17 protein-coding genes are annotated in these 26,536 nt (G+C 49.8%); 3 read left to right on the top strand and 14 right to left on the bottom strand.

All coding sequences use genetic code 11. The features are described from left to right. Positions 1–52: 52 nt before the first annotated feature. From galB to G8759_RS13675, 14 genes are all read right to left on the bottom strand, one after another. A complete protein-coding gene (gene galB, locus G8759_RS13740; protein WP_167208843.1) occupies positions 53–2,488 on the bottom strand; it encodes a beta-galactosidase GalB in 2,436 nt (811 codons plus the stop codon). Further along, on the bottom strand, positions 2,485–3,594 hold the full coding sequence (locus tag G8759_RS13735; protein ID WP_167208840.1) for a glycoside hydrolase family protein: 1,110 nt from the start codon (positions 3,592–3,594) through the stop codon (positions 2,485–2,487). Before G8759_RS13735 ends, galB begins: the two co-directional genes overlap by 4 nt. A gap of 192 nt (positions 3,595–3,786) precedes the next feature. Then, positions 3,787–6,579 carry a family 78 glycoside hydrolase catalytic domain gene (locus tag G8759_RS13730; RefSeq protein ID WP_167208838.1) on the bottom strand — a complete coding sequence of 931 codons (2,793 nt, stop codon included), beginning with the start codon at positions 6,577–6,579 and terminating at the stop codon, positions 3,787–3,789. Positions 6,580–6,698: 119 nt separating this feature from the next. Further along, positions 6,699–8,303 carry a sodium:solute symporter gene (locus tag G8759_RS13725; RefSeq protein ID WP_167208836.1) on the bottom strand — a complete coding sequence of 535 codons (1,605 nt, stop codon included), beginning with the start codon at positions 8,301–8,303 and terminating at the stop codon, positions 6,699–6,701. 16 nt (positions 8,304–8,319) lie between these two features. After that, positions 8,320–9,471: a four-carbon acid sugar kinase family protein gene (locus G8759_RS13720; protein ID WP_167208834.1), complete on the bottom strand. Its 1,152-nt coding sequence runs from the start codon at positions 9,469–9,471 to the stop codon at positions 8,320–8,322. A gap of 104 nt (positions 9,472–9,575) precedes the next feature. Next, positions 9,576–10,634 carry a 4-hydroxythreonine-4-phosphate dehydrogenase PdxA gene (gene pdxA, locus G8759_RS13715; protein ID WP_167208832.1) on the bottom strand — a complete coding sequence of 353 codons (1,059 nt, stop codon included), beginning with the start codon at positions 10,632–10,634 and terminating at the stop codon, positions 9,576–9,578. A gap of 8 nt (positions 10,635–10,642) precedes the next feature. Then, positions 10,643–11,563 (bottom strand): dihydrodipicolinate synthase family protein, encoded by a 921-nt coding sequence (locus tag G8759_RS13710; protein WP_167208830.1) that lies wholly within the window; start codon positions 11,561–11,563, stop codon positions 10,643–10,645. A gap of 2 nt (positions 11,564–11,565) precedes the next feature. Beyond that, the gene (locus G8759_RS13705; protein WP_167208829.1) at positions 11,566–12,714 is read right to left on the bottom strand and encodes an iron-containing alcohol dehydrogenase; all 1,149 of its coding nucleotides are present in this window, start codon (positions 12,712–12,714) and stop codon (positions 11,566–11,568) included. A gap of 69 nt (positions 12,715–12,783) precedes the next feature. Continuing rightward, the gene (locus G8759_RS13700; protein ID WP_167208828.1) at positions 12,784–13,917 is read right to left on the bottom strand and encodes a sialidase family protein; all 1,134 of its coding nucleotides are present in this window, start codon (positions 13,915–13,917) and stop codon (positions 12,784–12,786) included. Between the two features lie 71 nt (positions 13,918–13,988). Then, complete coding sequence (locus tag G8759_RS13695; protein WP_167208827.1) at positions 13,989–14,687, bottom strand: DUF3826 domain-containing protein; 699 nt, start codon at positions 14,685–14,687, stop codon at positions 13,989–13,991. A 2-nt stretch (positions 14,688–14,689) separates the two neighbouring features. Beyond that, entirely contained in the window at positions 14,690–16,165 is a 1,476-nt protein-coding gene (locus G8759_RS13690) for a sialate O-acetylesterase (RefSeq protein ID WP_197933130.1), read from the bottom strand. Between the two features lie 47 nt (positions 16,166–16,212). Next, entirely contained in the window at positions 16,213–18,090 is a 1,878-nt protein-coding gene (locus G8759_RS13685; protein ID WP_167208826.1) for a sialidase/neuraminidase family protein, read from the bottom strand. Positions 18,091–18,230: 140 nt separating this feature from the next. Beyond that, entirely contained in the window at positions 18,231–21,383 is a 3,153-nt protein-coding gene (locus G8759_RS13680; RefSeq protein ID WP_197933129.1) for a DUF6298 domain-containing protein, read from the bottom strand. Between the two features lie 78 nt (positions 21,384–21,461). After that, positions 21,462–23,105: a pectate lyase family protein gene (locus G8759_RS13675; RefSeq protein ID WP_167208825.1), complete on the bottom strand. Its 1,644-nt coding sequence runs from the start codon at positions 23,103–23,105 to the stop codon at positions 21,462–21,464. A 463-nt stretch (positions 23,106–23,568) separates the two neighbouring features. On the opposite strand from G8759_RS13675, the gene G8759_RS13670 reads away from it, so the two are divergent. The 3 genes from G8759_RS13670 to G8759_RS13660 are packed head-to-tail and all read left to right on the top strand — an operon-like array spanning position 23,569 to position 26,515. Next, positions 23,569–24,930 carry an AGE family epimerase/isomerase gene (locus G8759_RS13670; RefSeq protein ID WP_167208824.1) on the top strand — a complete coding sequence of 454 codons (1,362 nt, stop codon included), beginning with the start codon at positions 23,569–23,571 and terminating at the stop codon, positions 24,928–24,930. 18 nt (positions 24,931–24,948) lie between these two features. After that, positions 24,949–25,590 (top strand): hypothetical protein, encoded by a 642-nt coding sequence (locus G8759_RS13665; protein ID WP_167208823.1) that lies wholly within the window; start codon positions 24,949–24,951, stop codon positions 25,588–25,590. 22 nt (positions 25,591–25,612) lie between these two features. Continuing rightward, positions 25,613–26,515, top strand: coding sequence for an alpha/beta hydrolase (locus G8759_RS13660; RefSeq protein ID WP_167208822.1), 903 nt, complete (start codon positions 25,613–25,615; stop codon positions 26,513–26,515). The last annotated feature ends 21 nt before the right edge of the window (positions 26,516–26,536 follow it).

Below are 26,536 nucleotides of genomic sequence, written 5' to 3'. Positions count from 1 at the left end.
GGAGTACGCAGGTTATGTATCGCGGAGCGACGAGTTATAGATAGACCTCAATTTATTTGCTAATCAACTCAACAACAGCACTTTGCAACCCTTCAGCAGTAGCTTTCAGGCTAATCGTCCCGGCTTTGTTTGTGGTCTGAATAATGGCCAGGCATTTTCCATTATACGCCTTTCGGTAATTGGCTTTAAACGGCTCAAGGCTAGCCTGATAGCCATTATCAACACCGGCCAGCGTTCCGGGGCCTGTCAAACTAAACGTGATCAGATGATTAGCGTCGGGTACCTGATTTCCCTGTTCATCCAGCACATTTACCGTTACAAAAGACAGATCCGTTCCATCTGCCTTTAGCGTGCTTCTATCTGCGATCAGTTGAATTTTAGCAGGTTTACCTGCCGTCGAAACGGAGCGGGTAAGTACTGATTTACTTCCCTTTCGGGATACTATCCTGAGCGTACCGGGTTCGTAACTGACGCGCCACATCACGTGCAGATCATCGCCGTTTTTCCGGCGGATTCCCAGCGATTTATCGTTCAGAAACAGCTCAACTTCATCGGCCTGGCTGTAATAGGCCCAAACATCGACGGTTTTTCCCTGGAGCCAGTTCCAGTGCGGGAACAGATGTAGCACGGGCTTGTCTGTCCACTCGGACTGATACAGATAATACACATCTTTCGGGAAACCGGCCAGATCGAGAATGCCAAAATAAGAGCTTCGGGCAGGCCACGGATAAGGATGGGGTTCACCAAGATAGTCGAAACCCGTCCAGATAAACAGCCCTGCCATATGCGGGTATTTCCTGATAACTTTCCAGGTCTGTTCGTGCGTTGAACCCCAATAAGCGGCTTCATTGTCATAGGCCGAAGCAGTCCAGTCGGGGTTGCCATCCCTGAATTTGGCAGGCCCACCTTTGCCCCACATCCGCACCGAGTCAGAAGGCATGTCATAATGCCCGCGTGTTTGCAGTGACGAGCCTGTTTCGGAGGCAATCACGGACTGATTCGGGAACGTTTTGGGAAAATCGGAATACGCTTCGTGTTTATAATTGAACCCTAATAAATCCAGAGCACCCGACCGATAGATGAAGTTTTTCTCCGGAATATTCTCGGTGAGTGCCGAGGTAACAGGCCGTGTTGAATCCAGTTTTTTAACGATAGCGGCTAACTCTTTTGTGATCGTAATTCCCGTTGAATCAAACTGTTCGCGAATTTCATTGCCGATGCTCCACATAAAAATGGACGGGTGATTCCGGTCGCGACGAACCATGTCTTCAAGGTCGGTTTTGTGCCAGGCATCCCAGTTGAGGCCGTAATCCTGCTTCGTCTTCTTTTTTTTCCACATGTCGAACGCTTCATCCATTACGATGAAACCCATCTCGTCGCACAAGTCCAGAAATTCAGGAGCGGGCGGGTTGTGGGCCGTACGGATTGCGTTACAACCCATGGCCTTCAGCAGTTCAAGCTGACGCTGCATGGCCCGTCTGTTGACGGAAGCGCCTAAAGCACCCAGATCGTGGTGCAGACAAACCCCGAGAATCTTCATCGGCTGCCCATTCAGCGAGAATCCAGTGGCAGGATCGAACTTAAAATTGCGGACACCCAGTGGCGTTTCATAGCTGTCTTCCAGATGGTTCTGGCTGTAAATCCGGGTTACAATTTTATAGAGGTAGGGTTTTTCAATCGACCAGAGTATTGGGTTCTGAAGATCGAATTGCTGAGCGATCGTAGTCAGTGTATCCGTTAATCGGACCGACGATGACGTTTGCGTGGCTACTTTATTTCCAGCCGCATCCAGGATCGTACTGATCACATCGACTGTTTCCGGTTTGCCATCGGAGCGCCGACCTGGTGCATTCTGGATGCTTATCTGGGCTAAAACCTGCGCTTTCTGGTTCGTTATAGTGGGTGTCGTCACGAAAGTGCCCCATTGGGCGACCGCCAGTTTTGACGTCGTTACTAACCGTACATTCCGATAAATACCCGATCCCGTATACCAGCGCGAATTGGGCTGGGCCGCATTATCGACTCGTACGGCAATGTTATTTTTTTCACTCCCGAACTTCAGATGCCCTGTAAGTTCATACCGAAACGAACTATATCCATACGGCCGAATACCCAGCCGGTGGCCGTTGATCCAGACTTCGCTGTTTCGATAAACACCATCGAATTCAATAAAAACACGTTTAGTTTTTGATGAAACCGGGATCAGGAATGCTTTGCGATACCAGCCAATTCCGGTAGGCAAGGCCCCCTCCTGGGTTGTACTTAAGTGCTGTTCACTAAACTGCCCTTCAATGCTCCAGTCGTGCGGCAAATTGAGTGTTCGCCAGTCGGCATCAGCAAAATCGGGGTCTTTTGCCGTCGGTTCATCGCCCTGAAAGAATTTCCAGTTGTGGTTAAAATCAGCTGTTGTTCGCGGTTCATTTTGCGCGAAAATGGGCGAGGCTACTACTGCCAGCAGCAAGCTGATGTACTTACATATACTCCTCATTGCTTCTTGCTGATGGCGACAAAATTCTTCTTACTTTTTCCTAAATCGACCGACGTAGCCACCGCAATCCCCCGTTGATCCTGCTTATTAACGGCGCAATAGAAGTGGTAAACGACTCCTTTATGCTTGACAACGAATGATTTATGCGCATACAGTTCATCGTATGGCTCCGATGGTTCGATCAGGTTTTCGCCTGTCCAGTCGGTCCAGTTGACCAGATCGGTCGATGCGGCAAATCGATTGAAGGCCCCTTTTCGATCCTGCCAGAAAGCACCAAAATAGAACATCACCCAGGTGTCGCCTATTTTCTGAACCACGGCGTCGCCCGTAATGCCAACCGGATGTTGCAGAATCGGCTCTTTTCCAAAGCGCTTCCAGTTCAGCATATCGTCTGACACCGCCATGCCAATCCGCTCGAACCAACGTGTCTTATTCACGCCCGTCGTATCGCCATTGGCATTGTAGTACATCACAAACGGATGACCGGTTAATTTTTTCGGGTCGTGGATGACCGAGCTTTTAAAAAGCTTTCGATTTTCCCACCATCGGGTATCGGCGTCTCCGGCCGTTAGCACGGGCGTTGCTTTACGTTGCCATTCGTGCACGTTCGTGGGGTTCTGTGCCGAAAAAGCAATGCCAATCGATAGATCACCGGCTTCGTAGCCACGAGCAGCCCCGCCGATATACGACATCCAGTACTTATTCTGATATTTTTTCAGTTCATAACCCCCACCCCACTGAAAATCCTGCAAAGCATTATAGCCCGCTTTCTGATTGCCATCCCACTGTGTTGTATCAGAGAAGGACATAATGCGACCCTGCGTTTCCCAGTGCAACAAATCATTGCTATTGGCCAGCCAGGTTTCGTAGCCCCGGCCACCATACATGATGTAGGTCATGTACCATTTTTTGCCTTTCCGAAACACGGTCGGGCAGTCCAGCTTCTGCGAGTTATCAGCCGGCGTTATGACCAGACCATACTTAAAAGGCGTTTTCACTTCCTCATAAATCTGATTCATCCGTGCGTCAGAAACACGGACGGATTGAGCAAAGAGGGGTGAAACCAGAAGACAAAAGAATACAATTCGAACGATCGGGGAAATCATTACACGGGTTAATTAATGCATCTGGAAACATAGAGTGCAAATCTATCCGTGATAAAGCCTATGCCTATCTATTATTTTTCCTAAAGTTTGTATGATGTTAGCGTGAGCCATTTATCACGGATAGATGGCCGAAATAGCTTCCCGACCTCAGTATCCTGAAGATTTCGCCAGAAGCTGACCAGAATGGAACATCTAGTACTGTACCGTAAATCGATATGTTCCTGAGCCAACCAGAATCCGGACTCTATCCTTCTCAAAACCAAGCACTTTTATTGCTTTGTTCTTACCGATTGACTGCCCTCTTTCGGTAATCTGGCTGCTTTTCGACGCAGGCAGGTAGATCTCCGACGACGTATTCGCGGGAATCTGAACGGTTAAGTCAAAACGGGTTCCTATCTTTTTCCAATCACTCGAAATCAGGCCGTAGGGCGAAGTGTAAGAAGCTTTTGCCTGCGTAACATCGCCAACGGGTTGCGGGTAAATGAGGCTGTTCCGGAACGCAATTGACGTGTCGGCCTGCTTGATACCCGCCAGACCCGCATAAAGCCACTCAAGCAAATGCCCCAGCATGAAATGGTTGTTCGACACCGATGGCAACGCCTGCCACGATTCAGTCAGGGCCGTCGCCCCTTTCGCCAGTTGGTAACCATAACCCGGCACGTCGGAGCGGCTATTCATATCAAAAATCACATCCGACCGTCCTGCATCTTCCAACGCCCGAAGCAGATACCGATACCCAATATCACCGGCGGTCAGGCTGTTGTTCCGGCTGCGAATATCCTGAACGATGTTCTCGACAACGGCTTCCCGGTATTGCGGTTCGACCAAATTCATGTAGAGCGCCATGGCATTGGCAGTCTGGCTATTGGTCGCGTATTGCTTTGTTTGCTGGTTGAAAAACACCTGATTAAAAGCGACTTTGACTTCACCAGCGAGTTTATCGTAACGCAAGGCGTCATCAGACTTGTTTAGCATCCGGGCAATTTTTGCCAAAATGGTCAGGTCATAGTAATACATTGCCGTACCCGTAACGCCCATCGGCGTCAACTGCGATACGCCCGGCGGTTTCGGCCCCAAATCATACCAATCGCCCAGGCCCTGCGCCAGGATATGGTTCTTTGCTTTTGTCCCCAGATAAGTAATATAACGCTGCATCATGGGGTAACTATTGGCCAGTTCCTCTTTCTCGCCATACCATTGATACAGATACCAGGGCACAATAATCGCACTACTCCCCCACTCGGGCGAATCACGAAAGATACCTCCTCCCCAGTCAAATTTCACGTATTCAGGTGCAATCTCAGGAACCAGTCCCGCATCGGCAGATTGATCGTCGAGTTGCGAGTCTTTCATATCCTGAATTACTTTTTTGAGCAGACTGGCTACATCGTACTGGTAGCGAACAGAACCACCCATCAGGTGCAACTCTTCCAGCCATCCGAGCTTTTCGCGGTGCGGACAGTCGGTGAACACACTCGCCATGTTGCTTTTGATTCCCCAGTCGATGAGTGTACTCGCCTTATTGAACAGTTCATTCGAGCACGAAAACTGGCCAGCACCTGCAGCCGCATTGCGCGTGTGAAGGCCCTTCAGGTCAATGACCTGTGGCTTTTGGGCTGGATTTTGTTCACCCTGAGGCATCCCACCTTTTAGCTGCAGATAGCGGAAACCATAATACGTGAACCGGGGTTGCCAGGTTTCGACTCCACCTCCCTTCAGAACATATTCAAAATAAAACGGACTTCCGGATGCCTTCTGATTTACCGATCCATCAGCCTTAAGCAATTCTGCCGGGTAAACCCGAATGGTATCGCCCTTCTTTCCGGTTACAGTCAGGCTAATTATCCCCGACGCATTTTGCCCTAAATCATACACCCAATCGCCCGAATCGAGTCGTTTTTTGCTGATCGGCGAAAACGTATCAAACACCTTCAGTGGCTCCTGCATTTGCGACGTTAAAACGGGCGGACCATCGACAACCAGTGCATTTTTCCAGACTTTGTCCGTAAAATGTGGGTTGTCCCAACCCGGTTGTTCGCGGGTAGCGTTGTAATTTTCACCCCCGTAAATGCTCGAAAACGTAATTGGAGAAGGGGCCGTTTTCCAGGATGCGTCACTGACAATATTATCCGTTGAGCCGTCGGTATAGGTAATAGCTAACCGGCAAATCATCTTCGGATAGCCAAACATGACTTTCAGTTTACGGTATCGCTCCTTAACGGGTGGCACGTAATAAAAGCCATTACCCAGCATTATGCCGACGACATTTTCACCCGGCTTTAGTTTATCCGTCAAATCGAAGGTGACGTATTGCGCCTGTTTGTCGTACTTGGTCCAGCCGGGGTCGAGAAAATGGTCGCCTATTTTTTGCCCATTCAGATGGGCATCGAATTGACCAAGGCCCGATATAAACAGGGTAGCCTGCTGCACCGATTTTGTGATCGTCAGGCTCTTTCGAAGTAATGGCAACACATTACCACCCTGCACTTTATCTTTTTTTCCATCGGTCGGCAGCGTATTGACCAATGAATCGGGCAGCTCTTCGCAGCCAACCCAGTTGGCACCTTTCCAGTCGGCTTTGGTCAATAAACCCATTTGCCAGAAGGCGACCGGGCTCCAGGGCGACTCGTTATTTTTTGTATCCCAGACTTTTATTTTCCAGTAATAGGATTTGGTCGGCTCCAGCCCTTTACCCTGATAGCTGACCTGAATAGAGGAATCGGAATTAACTCTGCCTGAATTCCAGATGTTGCCTTTGTTCTGACCAAGTGCTCCGGGCGAATCGGCAACCAGAATCTGATAGGATTTCTGAAGCGCATTACGCTGCTGAGCAACCAGCTGCCAGCTCAAGGCGGGCTTCGCGGTCTTTACACCCAGTGGATTGGAACGGTATTCACATCGCAGGTTCGTAACCGTCAGCGCCTGCGAAAATCCCGTTGCCGAAATGAGTAGAATGAAAAGAATGTAACAGTATCTCGTATTCATCTGAGCCAGGAAACAGGTTTCGCTCAATGCAGTCGGTTAGAGCCGTGCCACGGTTACTGATTCTACTTGGCATAACCGTGGCACGGCTCTAACCGACTGCATTGAGCGAGTCAATCATATTATAATTTCCCCATTGCATCGAATTTCCGGGAAGTGGATGTTTCCTCTTTGGACGATGATCTGGATGCATTTCGCCACCCGCTGTACAACAGATTGGTATCCAGCACCGGTTTTGGGAAGAACAGGCTGGCTATGTAGCCGACGCCAATAACGATCAGGTGGCTATACACGCCAAGCATCAGCTTGTGGTGGGTGAAATTGTAGATGCCCATGTCCAGCAGCAGCCTTTTGTTATCGCCGTACCCGATTTTGGTAGACGTCAGAAACGCATAGGCCGTAAACAGAATACAGACTACAATGGCAATATTTACCCCTTCTTTATTGGCTCGGGCACTGAAAATACCCAACAGAAAAATTCCGACAATCCCACCCGAAAAAATGGCGTATAAAGTGAATACGATTCCTAAAACCCCTTCATTTCCTGCCTGGAGGTAGATGGCTCCAATCAGGATGGCAATAACACCTGAAAAAACAACAATCAGTTTACTGACGGTCAGGTATTCTTTATCGGTTCTTGCCGGGCGCGCTTTTTTGTAGAAATCTTCTAAACCCACAGCAGCCAGCGAGTTCAGATCGGCGCTCAGGCTACAGATAGCCGCCGAGATCATGGCTGCCAGAATGAATCCAACAACGCCCGTTGGGAATCGGGTCATGATGAAATACGGGAAAACCGCATCCGGCCGTAGTGTTGGCGGTAAAGGCTGTTGTTTGTAGTAGACAAACAGGGCCGTACCAATAAACATGAATAGTGCCCATACCGGCACCGTTAGCGAGATGCCCAGAATTGAGGCTTTGATAGCTGCTTTATCTGTTTTGGCGGTCAGATAACGCTGCACAACGGTCTGGTCGGTACCATATTTCTGAATGGCGTAGAATGCCCCATTGATGACCATCACAATGAACGTAAGTTTGGTAAAATCCAGGTCATATGGGCCAAATCCGGTTCGACCATTGGCAGAAGCAATGTCCAGGATCTCCGGCAGACCACCCTTAACCGAAAAAATGATGACCGTAACGCAGAGAATGCCACTGGCAAACAGCATGAATCCCTGAAAAACATCTAACCAGATAACAGCTTCAATACCCCCTAACAGGTTGACCGTGATGATGATCAGTCCAACGATAACAATGATGTAGAAGGTATCAGCGCCCGTCATGTTGGTCAATGCCACCGCCAGCAGGAAAAAGACAGTTCCCATGGACGAAAATTGCCGGAGAACGAACGCGATTGAGCTATAATAGCGGGCAAAGCGGCCAAAGCGTTTTTCAAAATATTCGTAGGTACTCAGGCCAATTACTTTGCGGTACAGCGGGACGATAAACCAGATCGTTCCCAGCAAAATAATGGGTACCATTAAACCCTGTACCAGCAAAATCCAGTTCGAAGAATACCCTTCACTTGGATACCCTAAAAAGGTAACGCTACTGATTAGTGTCGCCAGTAATGACATGCCGATGGCCCAGGCAGGTACCCGACCTTTAGCGGCAAAATATAATTCTGTGGTTTGCTGTTTTCGGGCGTACCGCAACCCAAAATACAGGTTGATGAATAAAACCGTACCAATTATCAGGTAATCGAGTACGCTCAGGGTTGGGTTTGGCATTAGGTTTAGAAATTATTCAACATGTCCATAAGTCCGCTGGCCATCGATAGCTTCCCGGTTTCACAGTGATATGCAGGCTGTCTTTTTCAATGGCATCGCTCCTGACGACGCCGGGCCCCAATTCCTGAACCGGAACCAGCCGCGTGACACCAATGGCCCGAAGCACAGCCGAAGCGGTTGACCCTCCTTCAATAATCAGCTCATCGGTTTTTGTTTGTGACAGCACCCGGCTCACGGCCATTGCCATTACCGTTCGCAGGTGAACAGCCGCCTGCTTATCGTCATCAATCAGGCCTGGCTCAATAGCGATAATGACCTGACTGTGGTGCTGAAAACAGCCGACGATTTCGGCCACCCAACCATCCAGATCGGACTCATTAAATCGGAAAACGTGCGTCAGCGCGTTCGGCATATAACTCACGGCCTGGCCAGCATCGGCCGCTTTCTTTACCAACGCGACTCGCTCACCAAATGCACTTCCACATACATAAAGTCTGACTTCACCCAATTTCGCAGGCTCTTTGCCAACTAACTCTGGCAGTTGCAATGAATCGAGTATGGCCGTAAAAAATCCGGAACCTCCCCCAATCAGGGTCTGCGTATTGATCCGTTTTGCCCATGCCCGTAAATCGTCCGTTGTTGCAACTTCACCGATAACGATTCCCTGCTTCGGTAACGCTGTGGTATGCGACTGCACGGTTAATTGGACAAAATTAACGCTGAGCCGTCTTAATACATCCGAATCGGTTATCGGAAATTCCGGATCTTCGGAAAAATGCGTCTGGGCAATCGGTTGGCCATTTACGTAATACGTACCGTTGATCAATGTTCTGCCCAGCGCCGGATTCGCCGGAACAATCAGGGCTTTTTCTACTCCAAAAACTGCCTGTTGTGCCTGTGTTTCAGCAATAACATGCCCTCGCAGCACCGAATCGACTTTCTTGAAAATCAATCGCGGCTTCATCTGAAGTAACGCTTTGCTGGCACAGGTCATTTCCTGCACAGCTTCCGGCTCCGAAACCGACCGGGCATCGGTAGCGATTACCAGCAAATCGGCGGTAGATTGTGGATTGACCGACATGGCAATTTCGACCCGAAGCCCATACGTTAGGCCAATGCCTCCAAGCTCAGCGGCTCCCGTTAAATCGTCTGCAATAACCGCGATCATTTCGTTCTATAGCTTCCCGAAAGAGTTGAACCGCATCCGCGGAGGGGTGGTTCAAAACTGCAACGCCGGACGGGCCCGCTTTAGGAAGTTGATTAACCATTCATTTACACTGTCAGCAAGCTTTTCCGCCTGTATTTCGCCAACTGGACTGCCGACTCAATCGCCAATACCATCGCGTCGGCGCTGGCAACCCCTTTACCCGCAATTTCAAAGGCTGTTCCGTGGTCAACAGACGTGCGAATGATTGGCAGGCCCATAGTAATGTTCACGCCCTTCACACTATCCATCTGTTTCTTTTCAGCATTCCATTTAAAACCGGTCAGCTTAAACGGAATGTGTCCCTGATCGTGATACATCGCCACAATACCTCCGTAATAGCCCGTAGCCGCTTTCGCAAATAGTGTGTCGGCCGGTACTGGTCCTTCAACGTCGAAACCCCGCCGTTTAGCCTCGTCAACAGCGGGCAAAATTTCCTGATCGTCTTCGGTGCCAAACAGCCCGGAATCGCCCGCGTGCGGATTCAGGCCCGCCACCCCAATTTTCAGATTGGTTTCTCCCAGAGAAATCAGGCCATTATGCAGCAGTTCAATCACTTCCAGAATCCGGTCTTTCTTGACCAGATCGCAGGCCTGCCGAAGCGACACATGCGTCGATACATGAATGACCTTCATCTGATCTTCAACCAGCAACATACCGTACTTTTTGGTATTGGTATAATGGGCGTAGATTTCGGTGTGTCCTGCGAAATGATGACCCGCTTCATTAATCGATTTCTTGTTGATCGGGCCGGTCACTGTAGCGTCAATCTCGTCGGCCAGGGCCAGCTCGATCACCGTCTTTACGGCTGCAAAAGCGGCTTCTCCGGCCATTGCCGATATTTCACCAAACCGTAACTGATCAATGTCTACATTGTTGAGGTCATACACATCAATTGTCCCCAATTGATATTGTGCGTCCTGAACTGATTTGACCGGCCTGATCACTGCGTTCAGATTCAGCCGGGCAACAATATCGGCAAAAACATGCGCATCGCCCACCAGAATAGGTTTACACAGTTCATAGATGGCCGGATTGAGCAGTGCTTTAACCGCTATTTCGGGGCCAATGCTTGCCGGATCACCCATCGTGATTCCAACAATTGGTTTATCATCCTTATACATCATCTGCTCGCTTACAGTTGTATTTCTTCTTTTTCGACCAGTTCGGCCAGGGTCGTTTTCAGTTCGGTGGCCTCACGCTCAGAAAGCGATTGCAGGGGAGGCATCATCGTTGGATCACAAAGGCCATATTCCTGCATCAACACTTTCAGTGCCCATAATGATTCGCCCAGTGTCCGACCCGATTGGTACAACTGGCCAAATACATCCGATTGGTTTTGGTACCCATAGGCTTTATCGGCATCGCCAGCCCGAACCGCCTTCATCATGTCCCGGTAGATACCCGGAAACAGATTGCCGGTACTGGGAACCAGCCCATCGGACCCATACAAAAGCGCCTGTGCCGACTTTGCTGCCCATCCCATAAAATGGCTAAAATCAGCACGATTTGCCCATAAAGACAGGGATTCGTTCAGTCGTTCACTGCTTCGCTCCGAGTCCTTCGTACCAACGATATTGGGGTGGTAACTTAATTCGTCAATTACCGCCAGCGGAATCGACATGTGGGTGGTAGCGAAGATGTTATAGATGATTAGCGGTCCGTTCAACTGATTAGCCAGTTGTTCGAAATACCGTTTCATCTGACTTTCTGAGAGGCTGTAGTAGGAAGGCAGTGTAGCGGCAACCGCATCGATACCCGAGTCGAAACAGTAGTTCGCAAAATCGATCGTTTCTTCCAGACAGTTTGACGAAATACCGGCGTATATCATCATATCGGCCGATTTTAGCCGCACCACCTCCTGCACATAATCCTTTTTTATCGGTGTAGGAAGCGAAGCCGATTCTCCTGTTGTTCCTAAAATAAACGGCATAGCCTCATTCGCCTGAAGATTGCTCACTATCTTCTCAACCGCTGGCCTATCCAATTGGTATGCTTCGGTCAGGGGCGTAACAAGCGGAACGACAACACCCTGATACTTCTTTTTTAGGTTCATAATTAGTAGGCGGCTGTATAAATGGCAATAGCATCCTCACGGGTAATTTCACGAGGATTATTTTTCAGTAACCGAGTAATCTTCATAGCATCATCTGCCATTTGTGGAATGGCTTCTCTGGGAATATTTACATCGCGCAGGCGGGACGGGATGCCACAATCGCGAATCAGTTCATTGATTTTCGCTACTCCGCGGGCTGCCGTTTCGGCATCAGTGCTACCCCGCTCGCACCCCAGCGCAACGGCCACCTGCGCATGTCGGCAAAGCGATGCCGACGCGTTGAATTCCATCACATATGGGAGCAATAAAGCATTGGAGAGTCCGTGAGCCAGATGAAACATACTGCCCAGTGGATATGACAGGGCATGTACACCGGCCGTGTTGACAGGCCCCAGACAAAACCCACCCAGCAGACTACCCATTGCGACCTGTGTACGCGCTTCTTCGTCCGATCCATCCCGAACGGCCTGCACGATATTGGCCGCAATCAGACGCATGCCTTCAAAGGCGTACATGTCGATGAACGGTTGGGCAAATTTGTTGGTGTAAGCCTCCAGGCAATGCGTTAGTGCATCAATGCCAGTAGCTGCGGTAATGGCCGGAGGAACACTCATGGTCAACAACGGATCGACATAAACGATGTCGGGTACCAGAAACGGACTGATGATCCCTTTCTTCTGGTTATCGGCCGTATCGACTAAAATGGCGTTCGGTGACGCTTCACTGCCCGTTCCCGATGTAGCAGGCACACAAATAAGTTTTTTACGCCTTCCGATCAGGTTTCCAATGCCAACGATTTCAGCGAGAGACTGGTCATTGTCGAGTTGGGCCGCTACCAGTTTGGCAATATCCAGCACGCTTCCTCCGCCAATGCCTGCCACGAGGTCGGGATTAAACGGAGCGACAGCTTGCAGTAATGCGTCGAAATCATCGAAGGTTGGTTCCTGAACAATACTGGTGTCAACCTTAACCGCAATTCCATTGCTTTCAAGCCTATCGATCAGGCTTTTCAACTGACCCAGAAGCGGGCTAATTGTTATGAGTAGTACCCGCTGGGGCAACAGTAGACCGATTTCATCGGCTAAGCTCCCCAGAGAGCCTTTACCAAAAACCAGTTTGCCGGGAAAATGTATTTTTAAAGCCTGAGTCATCGTTCTAAAGTGTTTTTGTCCTGCTGATGTAGCCTGGCCGCCGGAGCGACTGCATGACAAAAAACCGTTTCAATCCTTCGTTATTTCTTTTGCTATGGGTGCCGTATAGCCTGCCAGAGTGGGCCAAACGCCGTTTTCAATGGGTTTCAATTTCAGTTTCTTCGGATCAATGACCGCGTGTTTGATCTTTTGCCGACGCCATGTATAGATCACATGAATCAACCCATCGCTCGTTTGAATCACGGATGGATACGAATACTGACTGATGGGTGAATCTTCCAGAATTACCGCTGCCGACCAGTTTTTACCATCGTTCGACACGGCCAGATTCAGCGGTGTTCGCGGCCCTTTGGCCAGATCGCCCGGCGGTAGCACGTGATTGTAGACCAGCACCTGCCGACCATCGCTGAGCGTTACGGCATCGGTTCCTGAATTGTTATTGGGCAATGACGATTTGGCTAATGGCGACCACGTTTCCCCATTGTCTGTCGACCAGGATTCGACAATAGCGCGATCTTTACTACGTGCCAGAATCTGAAGTTTTCCCTTTCCGTATCTCAGAATGCTCGGTTGAATGGCATTGATCGTTTTGCCGTCATTGATCGGGCCGACCATCCGCCAGGTTTTTCCGAAATCCGGAGTCACTTCGAAATGAAGTTTCCACCCGTCACCTTCCGTGCTGGACGGGCAAACCAAATTCCCATTGGCCAGCAATACCGGTTTGTTTTTCACTGGCCCGATATACCCTTCGGGCAAGGCTTTAGCCGCAGACCATGTACGGCCACCATCTGAGGATGTTTTCAGCCAGCCTTTCCATTTGGACGGACTTGGGCCAACTTTGTAGAAAAGCATCAGATCTCCCTTCGGAATCTGGTATAAAACCGGATTCCAGCAGGCATAACGAAGCGTATCGTTGATAATCCCATTGGCTACGTTTTGTGGAGCCACCCATTTGCCGTTTTCCTGACGGCTTATCCAGATGCATACGTCTGGATTCCGTTCTTTGGTCCCGCCAAACCAGGCTGATACCAGCCCGGTCGGTGTTTCGGCAATGGTGGAGGCATGGCTTTCCGGAAATGGTGGTTTTTCAACCACAAACTCGTCTACTATCAATCCGGATTGCCATTTCGCTAACTGAGCGAATGTGGTACTGAAGAGTGTCAGACTGGTCAGCAGGGCCAGGTATAGGATTTTGTTTTTCATTCTTCGGGAGAATTTTCCGAAACGGAGCCGGTCAACGGTTTTACCCTTTCGAGAAGCAGATTCGTGAGCTATCAATTTGTCGCCTGTTTCTTCTCAGCGGCTTTTTTCGCTTTGATGGCAGCCGTATAGGTATTGTACATTTCTCGCCAATTGCGGCCATTGGCATTGAGATACTGCTCCGATTTGGTTTTGTAGATCTCGAAAATGGCCGAAATCTCTTTCATGCTTTTATAATCGACAGCCTGTTCCCGCGCCTGCTCCAGAAATCCCAGAATGGTTTCTTCTTCCTGAGCGGTTATGTTGGGAACGATGGCCCTGTAACCGTTCATCGTGAACGCGACTTTTCCAATCGTGTATTTATCCAGCACGGCGTCAACCTGCTTTTTATCGAGGTCTTTTTGCAGCCCGGTCATCAGCTCCTCGTGTACGGTTTTCGGAATGGCCGAGTCGGCTATGAGCTGCCGGTCCAGCTCTGATAATGGCTTGCCCGTTACGGGATTGATCCCTGCCGGAACTGTAGTAACGGGATGTTCATTGTGCCAGTCGCGTATGGCATTCAGGTGTGTAGCGACTACTCCAGTCAGGCGTTTTTCCTTATCCGGATCATTCAGGTTCAGTGAACTAATCCACTCGGCGGCTTTTTTCTCCTGCTCAGCATCGGCTTTCGCTTCGGCTGAGGCTACTGGCATGGCGGATTGAGTCTGGCTGAATACAGGCGCTGCCGACAGGACTCCAGCGATGAACAAACAGGTATTGACAATTTTTTTCATGGCTATTTTGAGCGTTCAGGAAGTTGTACTAATTCATACTGCTGATTCTTCAATGGATTATCGGTTCGAAACGGGCGGGCAGGCAAACCTTCGTTATTGAACAGATTCGGTTGGGCTGCTTCGTCCCAGGCGAAGCGCACAGCCACAGGGTTCGAAACGGAAGCCGCCGAAATGAGCACGTGCCTGCCGTCGATGTGTGCCTGAGCGGGCACAAAAACGCCATTGGTCCCGGCAACCGTAAAGCCAGTAAGTGGTTGCCCGTCTTTACTAACCAAACCACTTCCTATGTTCCGGAAGCTAAGTTCGGCCATGCCGTTTTTCACTCGCATACCCTCATAAACAGGGCCTTGCGAACTAACCGAACGCTTTCCGTAATCGGTAGCCAGAGCAAGTAAGGCCAGCCGTCGGCCAATTTCCCATTTGTAGGGTGGATGAATGTCGGATAGATCTTCGGCCAGGTCGGTCGTTACGATCATACCGGTTTTGGGCAGACTCAGTACCAATTCCTGCGCTTCCCTAAATTCAGGCAATGTTTCGCGCGTGAGCACAACTTTCCCTTTTGATTCCGAATACTTAAATGGGGCTAGCTGAACGTAGTAAAACGGCAGATTCGGGTTACTCCACGCACGTCGCCAGCTCATAATCAGCGTTTTCATCTTGTGCGAATACGTACTGGTTTCTTTCAGGAAACAGTTGGTTTCACCCTGATACCATAGAAAGCCCTTTACCGCAAACGGTGCCAGCGGCCGAATCATGGGTTCATAGAACTTTCCGGGTTCGCCGTCTACTTTCTGATCGCCATAATAAGCATCCTCCCGAAAAGCGGCTTCCGAAATCCACGGCTCAATCCGGCTGCCCGGTATGGCCGACGAAATGACGCCAATCGGCACATTCAGGTTTTTGTAGAGTTCTTTAGCGAAGAAATAAGCGGGTGCTGAAAATGACCGTAAGGCCGAATCCTGAGCTATATTCCAGCCACGATGCAGCGAATCAGGTTTACCAAGTTCTTTCCGGTTGACCAGAAAAATGCGGATCTGAGGATTCGTAGCGTACTCCAACTCATCGACTGGATTATGGCCATCAGTGTCCGTGGCCAATGCCCGATTCACCTTGCTATTCTTCCGCATGGTGTATTCCATATTCGACTGGCCCGAACATAGCCAGACTTCGCCCACCAGAATATTTTGCAGCCGGATGGTATTCGTGCCCGAAATAAGCAATTCCGATGGTATCGCCGAGGCTTTCAGTGGTTTCAGGGTAATCTTCCATTGGCCAGAGGCATCAGCAAACGTAGTCTGTTGTTGCCCGGCAAACTGAATCGTCACCGTCTCGCCAACCGCCCCTTTACCCCAGATCACCACCGGTTTCCCCTGTTGCAGTACCATATTGTGCCCAAAAACTCGGGGCAGTATGATTTCGGCTTTCAGTTGGAGCGAAAGCGAAACTGTAACAAGAAATATGACGATAAATCTGGGCATATGACCGAGCAACTTCCCGAAAGATTTAAGTCTTTCTGGAACTACATTTATTCTTGAAATTTGCTTAACGAACTCGTTTTAAATGACTTAATCACAAATACAGCTTCTTCGTCCTGTTCGCCTGCTTTGGGTAAATCATAACTTTGGTCGGTCGGTGTATCGGCATCCGGGAACCGGCGAACACCACCGGTTCGGAACACCACCCGCCGGAACGATGCTACAGGGGCAAAGAACAGTTTAGCCCCTTTCGATTGCCCATTCACAAACGTCGTAAACATCCGTTTGTCGCGATCCAGCTCGATTCGTACCTCGTATTGTTTACCCGCTTCGTATTTCTGAATGCCCGAATCCCGGTAGCCGACTTTGGCTTTAAAAAGACTATCCGAATCGAACATCAGCCGAACAGCCGCATTGCCTTTGGCATCCTGAAATTCGATCTGTAAAACACCTTTATTAACCTGTTGGGGCACGATTGTAAATTCGACCGCCACTTTCTTTGCGTCAGGGATAACGCGCTCGGCTTTGGCATAATCGAATTTGTCTTTATCCCGAAGAACCAGCGCTTTAGTGCCAGCAGCTGTTTCAATTTTTGCCGTAGCCTGAAGCGGGCTGTAGATGTTCCAGTATTTTAACTCTTCGCCCGCTGGTAGCTGGGCAAACACATCATTAACCTGATTTTTAACCTCGTCGGTGATCGGAACCGGAATGCTGGATACCCAGATATCTTCCTTATTCATGCTGTAGGTAACCCACAGATTGCCGTCGGGTGGTGTACCATTGCCTTCTTCAATGCCCCGTACGTATTGCGGCCCGTATGACTTGTAAGCCCCTCCGTAGCGCATGGAGGTAATTTCTCCATTTACGAGCAGCAGATTCGTGTAGGCCAGGCCATCTTTGCTGGTCGAAACAGCCAGGGGCCAGCGAAACTCCGATGGATTATATACCGTAGCGTATTGGCCATCCGACGTTTTCTGACCCCATATCTTGGCGTTGCTATTGACAAAACCCGGTGCCCGAAGCGGATTATACAGCCATGTTTTGCCTTCGTCTTTGCTGATTGTCGTTAAGGCATGTTTCCATAGACCGACAACGCGATTGTCGGGCAAATGATAATAGCTAAACGCTTTCACATCCTTCCTGAGCGAAATGAGCGGATCGTTGCGGTCGGCCTCTTCGATCCATTGCTGCATCATTAGCGGATTGCCGAGCAATTCATCGCAGGCTTCGACAAATCCTTTGTCTTTCGAACTGGTATAGAACGGATAGGTCGATTTAGTCCGGTCGGTGTTCCGTTTGTTCCAGGATGAGTTATTACGGATAAAGTAAATTGGCCCGAATTTGCCGTCCGGGTAGATTTCCCGAACCACGCGACCGATGCCGTTCCCATCGTTCGGGTCGTCTTTGGGCCCCATCACAATTCCGTAGAAAGCCAGCGTTAACAACCGTTTGTTTTTCGCGACAAAGAAGCCCATCCGCTGGTGCATGACTGCATACAGATCGTTGGCTACCTCTGGCCGACCTTCTTTCTTCAAGCCATCCGGTAGTTTGTATGGGGGGAAAATGATGGTCGGCTTCGACCAGTTATAGCCGTCTTTGGAGGTTAAAAGCAGCGTTTGCCCCGGTGGTACGTGTTCGCCAACCGGATTGCTGAGGTATTGCAGATAGAAGGTGTTGTTCCAGTAGGCGAGCATGGGAGCGTGATTGTACGTCCAGTTGGTGCCACCTGCCAGATCCGGATTTTCCCGATTGGCCCGAAATACCTGAATATTGTGTACGCCCACCGCCGGACTCAACTGACCGTGGTGATAATCGACATTGGACAACGTTTGCCCGACATAGTGCACGGTATCCTGCGTGTATGCGTAGTGGGTAAGGCAAAACAGGAGTACCGTTTGAAGAAATAGTTGACCTAACTTTTTTGTCATTGCGACCTGAATAGATTCTTGAGGGTTCGCTCGTGTTACGATTCTTCTTGCGTCGGAATGACAAGTCACTCCCGATCGTTTTGCCGGATTTGAGATCACCGCCCAACGACACATTCCGATAAGTTGATTAACGTACACGTTCATAATCCTTTACTTTTTTTAACCCAAATTACTTCCGCATCCGTCGACTGATTTTTCAGACTGACTATTCCTCCTCCTTTTACCACCTCCTTCGATTTCGTGATCTGGCCCGTTTTGGGATTTACATAACTGACCGAGAACGAACCCACGGCTTTTGTCAAATCAAGCTGAACAGGGTTTGGCGATTCGTTATAAAGGATATAGCCGGTTTTCTCCGCGCCCAAAATCCATTGATTTGGGGCTGTCTGAGCTAAATCGAGTGGCTGCATTTGAGCCGCATCCGTTAAAAATTGAGGATCGGCAATCAATGGGATAGCAGGCATAGATCCACCCGCCATCAACACGGCCCAGCCCATTGATTCGAAACTGTCGGCAGCATAGGTCACGGATTTTTCGGGGTACTTCTGGCGATACTCCCGCACCGCCCGATACACCTGTTCAAACGACGTTTTCTTTGGAACGACCAGACGAGCGTGCTGGCGCGGGGCCAGGTTCTGCCCACCGGCGGGTGCATAAGCCGTACCATTGGCCTGATAATGCCAGTAACGAATATCGACCAGGTTAATGACCGCAGCTCGTTTGGCATCAGCCAGAATGGCGTCCTGAACATCTTTGGTCGTACTCAGGCCAACAATAACTTTCTTGCCAGTTTCCTTCTCCCATTCGCTAATGGTATCGATCCAGAACTGTACAAAGTGCAGTGGTCCCGTAAATTCTGCTCCGATGAGTTGAATGACCCCCGAATTGGCTGCAAAATTATCCAGGCACTTCCGAATGTAGGCTTTGTGCAACGCCCGACGAACCGGGTGCGACACGTCGTAAAATTGTTCAGCCATGAAAATCCGTTTGTCGCCCGCATACGGAACCGGCTCCGGAAAGCCCGTATTATTGATGTTGTTAACGGGTCGCCACGGAAAATCGGCGTAATGAGCGCCTGCTTCAATGATGTTGTGCTGGAAATAATTCTCGTGGATCAGGGCAAGGCCTTTCCGGTCGGCGAGGTCAGCAAACTGTTTTAAGCGGCTCCAATACCAGTTATTATATTTTGTCAAATCATATTTGCTCAGTCCATCCCAGGCTGTTTCCCGACCGCTACGGGCAAAGGGCAACTCATAGAAAGGTGGCCACACTTCGCCATCCATCCGGCGAATACGCTCATGATCATCCCGCCGGCGCTCATACCAGAGTCCGTAGTTGTGATCGATCGCCAGCACATTCCGTGCTTTCATCGAATCGGTCAGTTCCTCCAGATTATCGGTCAAGCCCTGCCCGGTCTGGCCTGGCACAAAGCGGGTGATGTGTGGTTTGGCATTATCGAGCCCATACGGACGGGCACTACCATTCCACCAGGGCACTTCCTGCCGACGACCCGTCAGTAATTTTGCTCCCCGCACTAGTTTTCCATGCTGAATCTGCATGGGTTCGTTTTTGGAGAGAGTTGCTTCTCTGGGCAAGCCAATGGCGTCGATAGAGCGGGCAGTTGATATCGTTGGAATGGGCTGCCGACGGGAAGCAGCCGTGATAAAATCGTATAATGTCGGGGCAGGAGTAACAGCGAGTTTGGTCAACGCAGCTGCTACCTCTACTTTAGGACTGCTCGAAGCCTCCGAGTCGACTGGGAGAACACTAATTCGGTCGGTAACTTTGTCGCCCAGCCGGTCTTTCAATTGGGCATAATACAAACTACGCGGGTGAATATGTTCATTGGACATATCCCAGTACCCATCTCCTGAAAACTGCGCCCACAAACCAAACGCCCAGTTCTGGGCAGTGGGCGGTTGATAACAGTCAATTCGGGCGGCTGTACTTTGCCAGAGCACGCTATTGGCTGCACTCCAGCCTGCTCCCTGACCATCCTGGCCAAGATTGGCAAACCGCAGGGCGTTTCCATCAATGTTCACGACATCGAACAACACGCCCGATGCCCAACTGTCGATAGTCCCACTAAAGCTGAACGGCAAATGCGCTTCGCACTGCACAAATGCCGTAGGTCCGGTATTGCAAAAACCTACCGCGAAATCATGGTATCCATACTCTGAATAAAGCCGCTGAAAGAGCGTCTGTTGTCCTTTGGTAAAGAAGGTATAACGACGCTCTCCACCAATTTCCGATACCGGAGCCATCGACTGGCAATCTTCAACCGTAACCCGTTTTGCCGTTTCCTGCACGTATACGGCCGAGCCGGCAAAATGGCGAAAAACGACCTGCCTTACCCAGGCATCCTGTACATTTTCAAGCACAATGGCCATCCAGCGATGATCTTCATCTTTCGGATTATTTTTGTCGTAGGTCGATTCCAGAACCAGATTCTCTACGCCCGACTGCTCAATTCGACCCGACCAGGTATACCGGGCAATCGTGCCTCCTCCAAAAGCGGAATCTAAGGCGGTTGTTATGGGCGCATCGACTGTAAGCTCAGTCCCATTAACCGCCGTAATTTTACGATCCCAATAGAGATCACGTTGGCCCGGTTTCCAACCCAGGGCCGTAATTCCTCCACCAAAATGATCAGCCTGTAGTTTTTGAATCCATTCTTTTGTAGACGGACGGCGAATTTGCACCAAATTGCCAACGGCAAATCCTGTCGGTTGAGCGACCCGAATTTTAGTAGCATTTACCGGTACATAACCGTCCGAAATTGGCACCGCAGCGGTTAGCTGGCGGTCGTTTTTACCTGAAATTGTCAGGAGATTATCCCGGCTGAAACCCGTTCCCAGAATCGTCGTTCCACCAGCGCCCATTCCACTACCCCGAAGCACCACACCGGATGCCGTTATTTTTAAGCTACCGGCTACGTCATAAACGCCCTTTTCGAGCAGAACAGCTCCGCGAATTCCTTCTGAATTGGCAGGCAAAGAGGCAACGTAATCAATAGCAGTTTGTATCCGGAGGGTTGCATCACCTTTCCGAACGGGCACAACTACTTTTATATCGGCGTTCGGAATGGCCTGTTCACCAGCTTTATAGCCGCAATAAGAGAAGTCAGGGATTCGATTCTCCCGTTCGTCGGGTGCATAGATCAAATGCCCCTGCTTATCGAGCGAAACTGGTTGTTTCCTGACCGGTTTATTTCCCTGCGCATACACGTCTTCAACACGCCCCAAGGCGACCAGAAGATAAAGCAGAGCGATAAATAAGTAAGGTTTCGACACGATTCGAAGGAGGGATTAGGACTGGATTTATTCGATTTTATGATGGCTCTGACCATTCAGAGCCATCATAAAAGGGGACTACGTTCTCGGTCTTACCTGCTGAACGGATACGACACTGTTCAGGTAATCTTCAATGTTGGTATAGCCATCCTTGTTTTTATCCTGTCTGGCATCGGCCGCATCGTTTGGATTCAGGCCATTTTTCGTTTCCCAGGCATCGGGCATACCATCTTTATCCGAATCGACATAAGGTTTGCCGGTATACTCAGGGTAGCCACCTACCTGAATCGGATCAGTGATAATGCCGTTCTTATATGAATCCAGGGGTAAGCGACGATGCTTAAACTGCGATTCTGGCAATTTCACGCCTTCTTTATACGCAATTTTACCTGTACGCACTTGCTCGACTACCCGTGTATCGACCGGATCACGCTTTGGAAGTGTGGCTCCTGCGTTAACTAACACATAGTCATAGGCTTGTTTGGCTGGCAGGATGGTGATTTTGGGCATAGGTAACGGTTCATTCCATTTCATGTTAGCCGTGTATTTACCCGCATCAGGCATATCTTCAACCTGTACGCCCCCGTCCCAGTTATCTTTTGTCACTTTCTCATTGCCATCTACAATGTTGCCATTAACGTAGGCACGACCGTAAACCCGATAACTCAGTTTACTCCGCCCCGATTCAGGCTTCAAAATTCGGTAGCCGATTGGCGAATTCTTCGGTGTTTCAGGACCAGGCTTATAGTAGTTGTTGATAATATTGTACATAGCCGTATAATCACCCCCATCCGTTGACCGGTGCACCCAGTTGAAGATCACGTTATTGGCAAAATTGAAGATTCCATTCCAGCCAATCGACGGGTTCCGGCCTGCGTTATCGGCCCATAGATTGCGCATGAACGTACAGTTTTCGCCACCCAGCGTACTACCAAAGGCATGATTCCAGGTATCTAATGCTTCCGAGAAAATCGAGTTCTGAATCGTAATGTTTACCGTTGGTAATTTCTCTTCTACGGTCTTGCCCGTACTGTCGTTATACATGTGGCGGTACATCGACATATTCTCGTCGAGCCCCCAGCTCGCTGATACGTGATCGATCATGATGTTCCCGATCGGGTTTCCCCCAATCGAATCGTCGCGACGGCCCACGTTGGTTTCACCCCGCCGGAAACGCATGTAGCGAATAACGACATCGTGCGTATTGATCCAGACCGATTCACCCGCCACGCAAACGCCATCGCCCGGTGCTGTCTGACCGGCAATTGTAATATACGGAGCCCGAATGATGATTGGGGTTTTAATCCGGATAATACCCGCCACATTGAAAACCACCATGCGCGCTCCACCCTGCTCACAGGCTTCCCGTAATGTGCCGGGTCCGCGATCTTCCAGACTGGTCACGACGTATACTTTTCCACCCCGACCGCCAAATGTATATGCTCCACCGCCTTCGGCTCCAGGGAACGCCGGAATACTGGCCTGGGGTAAATCTACGGGTCGAGCGGCCCAGGGAATGTAGGGCTTACCTTCTTTGGCTTCTTTATCGATGATTGGTTTTGCCTTTTCCCAGGCAATATCAGACTGACGTCTGGATTCATTGAGCAGATCGTCACTTTCCTTCTGAACATCCGGTGGAATTGTCGGGTATTGCGCTAAAGCTGGTCGATATGCAAAAAGCAGAACAGCCGAAAGGAGTACAGGAATAAGTTGCTTCTTCATGTGACGGAATTTCTGTCAAGTGCCCGTATACTCCTAATAAACAACGATTTATCTGATCTGGAGAATACGAAACCACGGTTAATGGCTAGATTGTATATCAATCTCAAAATAAGGCTAAAAAAAGTGCCAATATCTATATCATTTTTTCGGCAATGTATAGGATATTATCATCCGCCTGGATCGGCTCATTCGCTTACTAAACGAGGCCGTTATCGTAGAAAGCATCGTAGATTTTGCCTACTATCTTCCAGGTAGTTTATAGACGCTCCTGTCTACTGTGCGGTGATGGCCAGATTTCAAAAAAACTTGACTGGATTCACCAATCAAGTACGCAGAACGGGTATGAATCCGGCCAAAATGCCTTGTTGTACCGGGAAATTGTCGAATCATTTTAAACTACGCTTCAGATAGGAAGCATGACTTGAACTGGTAAAGTTCTGAACCTATTCCGAAACCCTACTTTATGAAAAGCACAGGTTTTACGTTTAACCTGATCGCCCTACTCCTTGGGCTAACGCATCAGGTTGTGTCACAAAAAAAGACTGAGGAGCGGAGCCGTATTGCCACCGAAATGGAAAAATCCGTTCGTACTGAAATGCTCAACGATTGGTATCCTCAGGCGGTTGACAAGGAGTTTGGCGGCTACCTAAGCACCTTCACGTATGATTTCAAACCCACCGGACCACAGGACAAGATGATTGTTACCCAGGCCCGCCATACGTGGACGACTGCCAAAGCTGCCGAGCGGTATCCGGCTACAGCCTATTATAAGAGCAATTCTCAGCATGGCTTCCGATTCCTTCGGGATGTCATGTGGGATAAAGAATTCGGTGGTTTTTATACGCTGGTCGACCGAAAAGGCACGGTCAAAGGGGTTGGCAACAAAGAAGCTTATGGAAACGCCTTTGGGCTCTACGCCCTGAGCGCCTATTACCACATGTCGCACGATACGGCCGCGTTGAATCTGGCAAAAAAATCGTTCGGCTGGCTGGAAAAGCATAGCCACGATCCCGTTCACAAAGGTTATTTTCAGCACCTGCGCCGGGATGGTACACCCATCAAGCGCGATGCCTCCGTACCCTCTACCTCCGATCTCGGCTATAAAGATCAGAATAGCTCTATCCATCTGCTGGAAGCCTTAACTGAGCTGTACGGCGTTTGGCCTGATCCGCTGGTTCGGGAACGGCTTAACGAAATGCTGCTGCTAATCCGGGACAAAATTACGTCACCCAAGGGCAATCTGGTCCTGTTTTTCCAGCCCGACTGGACACCCGTATCCTACCGGGATTCATCGGAAGCGGTTGTTCTGAAGCATCGCAATCTCGACCACGTTTCGTTTGGCCATGATGTTGAAACCGCTTACCTGATGCTCGAAGCGTCGCATGTATTGGGTCTGAAAAATGACACCAAAACGCTGGAGGTGGGCAAACGAATGGTTGACCATGCGCTGGCGACGGGATTTGACAAAACCGTAGGCGGTTTCTACGACCAGGGCTACTACTTCAAAGACAAGCCCGGTATGTCAATTATCAAAGAGAGCAAAAACTGGTGGTCACAGGCCGAAGGGCTCAATACGCTCCTGCTCATGGCCAATAAATTCCCGAACGACCCTGCCCAATATTTCAACAACTACAAGCTGCTTTGGCAATACTGTCAGACGTACCTGATCGACCACGAACACGGCGACTGGTACGAAGAAGGGCTGGACAAAGATCCTCAGCGCAAAACGGGTCTAAAAGGCCATATCTGGAAAGCAACCTACCATACGTATCGCGCCCTGACGAGTTGTGTCGATCAGTCGCGAACCAAACCGTCAGACCATTGAGCCAACTACCCATTTGTCATGAAAACAACTTATTTATTAATCCTCATTATAACTATTGCACTGTCGGTCAGCTTTGCGCCTGCCAAAAAGATTGGCGTTTTTCAACAAAGTGTCGATGTCGGCAATCCTAAACTCTCTGGTTCGGCGCAATACAACACACAGACCAAAGAATATACGCTGAAAGGTTCTGGGTATAACATCTGGTTTGAGCGGGATGAATTTCAGTATCTGTTTAAGAACCTGACGGGCGACTTTACGGCCACTGCAGACTTTGAATTCGTTGGAGCCGGTACCGATCCACATCGTAAAGTGGGCTGGATGGTCCGCGAATCATTAGACGACAATGCTTCTCACATCAGTGCGGTCGATCACGGGGATGGCCTGACGGTGCTGCAATGGCGGGAAAAAAAAGGGATGGCCATGCGTGATCCGGAAGACGAAATTTTTAGCCCACAAAAGTCGATTCAGACCATTCAACTGGAACGTAAGAACGATGAATATACCATGCGGGTAGCAAAAAAAGGCGAGTCGTTACAGACTGTCGGTTCGCATACCATGAGCAACCTGTCTAAACAAGTGATGGTCGGGCTGTACATCTGTTCGCACAATCCAGCCAAAGTAGAGGAAGCGATTGTCAGGAACGTTCAAATTAAGCAGTAACCGTCTAAACGAAACCCTTTTTATGACCAGGACCCCACCTATTTACGAACACCTTGCCCTGTATCTGCTGATCGGATTAGTGCCTCACCTGCTGCAGGCACAGGCCACCCCCACGGAGGTTCCGCTTTGGGCCAATGGGGCGCCCGGTTTCGAAAACCGGCGAAATGAACCCGAAAAGGCGAAAGATTACTGGGTAAAAAACATTCATAATCCATCGATTACCGTCTATCTGCCGCCAAAGGAAAAAGCCACCGGCGCTGCCGTTGTGATTTGTCCAGGAGGTGGGCATCGGGAGCTTGTTTTCAATGCAGAAGGCAATCAGCCAGCGCTCTTTCTGAACAGTATTGGCGTAGCTGCTTTTGTGTTGAAATATCGGCTTGCCCGCGAAGAAAATTCACCCTACTCACTGGATAAACATCCTAGGGAAGATGCTTACCGGGCGATGCGGCTCGTTCGCAGTAAAGCAAAAGAATATGGTATCGACCCAGATCGGCTTGGAATGCTGGGTTTTTCGGCGGGTGGCGAAGTTGTCGAGATGGTCGCTTATGCACCCGGCAAAGGCCAGCCCGACGCGCCCGACCCCGTTGACCGGCTGGATGGCAAACCAAACTTTCAAATGCTGATTTATCCGGGTCCGCTGGGTGTTCCCGAAACAGTGCCAGCCGACGCACCACCCGCTTTTATGCTGGCCGCGAATGACGATGTGTGCTGCTCCGGGCCGATTGTCAGTTTGCTCCAGAAATACCGAGCCGCCAATGTTCCGATAGAGGTCCATATTTATACCCAGGGCAAGCACGGGTTCAACATGGGTGATCGGTCAAAACTGAATTCGATAAAAACCTGGCCTCAACGCATGGCCGACTGGATGGCCGACACGAACTTATTGACCCCTAGATCTGACCAAACCAATAAGGCATCCAGGTGAGCAAAACGGCGATTTACCCCA

Origin of the sequence: Spirosoma aureum, assembly GCF_011604685.1 — a bacterium.
GTDB lineage: Bacteria > Bacteroidota > Bacteroidia > Cytophagales > Spirosomataceae > Spirosoma > Spirosoma aureum.
The sequence above is the reverse complement of the archived record's forward strand: the minus strand, read 5'-3'. Positions and strand labels throughout refer to the sequence as shown.

Bases quoted from the DNA above. Each gene is read 5' to 3' on its own strand.
- G8759_RS13700 (WP_167208828.1), bottom strand. From the start codon at position 13,917: ATGAAAAACAAAATCCTATACCTGGCCCTGCTGACCAGTCTGACACTC.
- G8759_RS13735 (WP_167208840.1), bottom strand. From the start codon at position 3,594: ATGATTTCCCCGATCGTTCGAATTGTATTCTTTTGTCTTCTGGTTTCA.
- G8759_RS13660 (WP_167208822.1), top strand. From the start codon at position 25,613: ATGACCAGGACCCCACCTATTTACGAACACCTTGCCCTGTATCTGCTG.
- galB (WP_167208843.1), bottom strand. From the start codon at position 2,488: ATGAGGAGTATATGTAAGTACATCAGCTTGCTGCTGGCAGTAGTAGCC.
- pdxA (WP_167208832.1), bottom strand. From the start codon at position 10,634: ATGATGTATAAGGATGATAAACCAATTGTTGGAATCACGATGGGTGAT.
- G8759_RS13685 (WP_167208826.1), bottom strand. From the start codon at position 18,090: ATGACAAAAAAGTTAGGTCAACTATTTCTTCAAACGGTACTCCTGTTT.
- G8759_RS13675 (WP_167208825.1), bottom strand. From the start codon at position 23,105: ATGAAGAAGCAACTTATTCCTGTACTCCTTTCGGCTGTTCTGCTTTTT.
- G8759_RS13670 (WP_167208824.1), top strand. From the start codon at position 23,569: ATGAAAAGCACAGGTTTTACGTTTAACCTGATCGCCCTACTCCTTGGG.
- G8759_RS13730 (WP_167208838.1), bottom strand. From the start codon at position 6,579: ATGAATACGAGATACTGTTACATTCTTTTCATTCTACTCATTTCGGCA.
- G8759_RS13725 (WP_167208836.1), bottom strand. From the start codon at position 8,303: ATGCCAAACCCAACCCTGAGCGTACTCGATTACCTGATAATTGGTACG.
- G8759_RS13705 (WP_167208829.1), bottom strand. From the start codon at position 12,714: ATGACTCAGGCTTTAAAAATACATTTTCCCGGCAAACTGGTTTTTGGT.
- G8759_RS13695 (WP_167208827.1), bottom strand. From the start codon at position 14,687: ATGAAAAAAATTGTCAATACCTGTTTGTTCATCGCTGGAGTCCTGTCG.
- G8759_RS13710 (WP_167208830.1), bottom strand. From the start codon at position 11,563: ATGAACCTAAAAAAGAAGTATCAGGGTGTTGTCGTTCCGCTTGTTACG.
- G8759_RS13720 (WP_167208834.1), bottom strand. From the start codon at position 9,471: ATGATCGCGGTTATTGCAGACGATTTAACGGGAGCCGCTGAGCTTGGA.
- G8759_RS13665 (WP_167208823.1), top strand. From the start codon at position 24,949: ATGAAAACAACTTATTTATTAATCCTCATTATAACTATTGCACTGTCG.
- G8759_RS13690 (WP_197933130.1), bottom strand. From the start codon at position 16,165: ATGCCCAGATTTATCGTCATATTTCTTGTTACAGTTTCGCTTTCGCTC.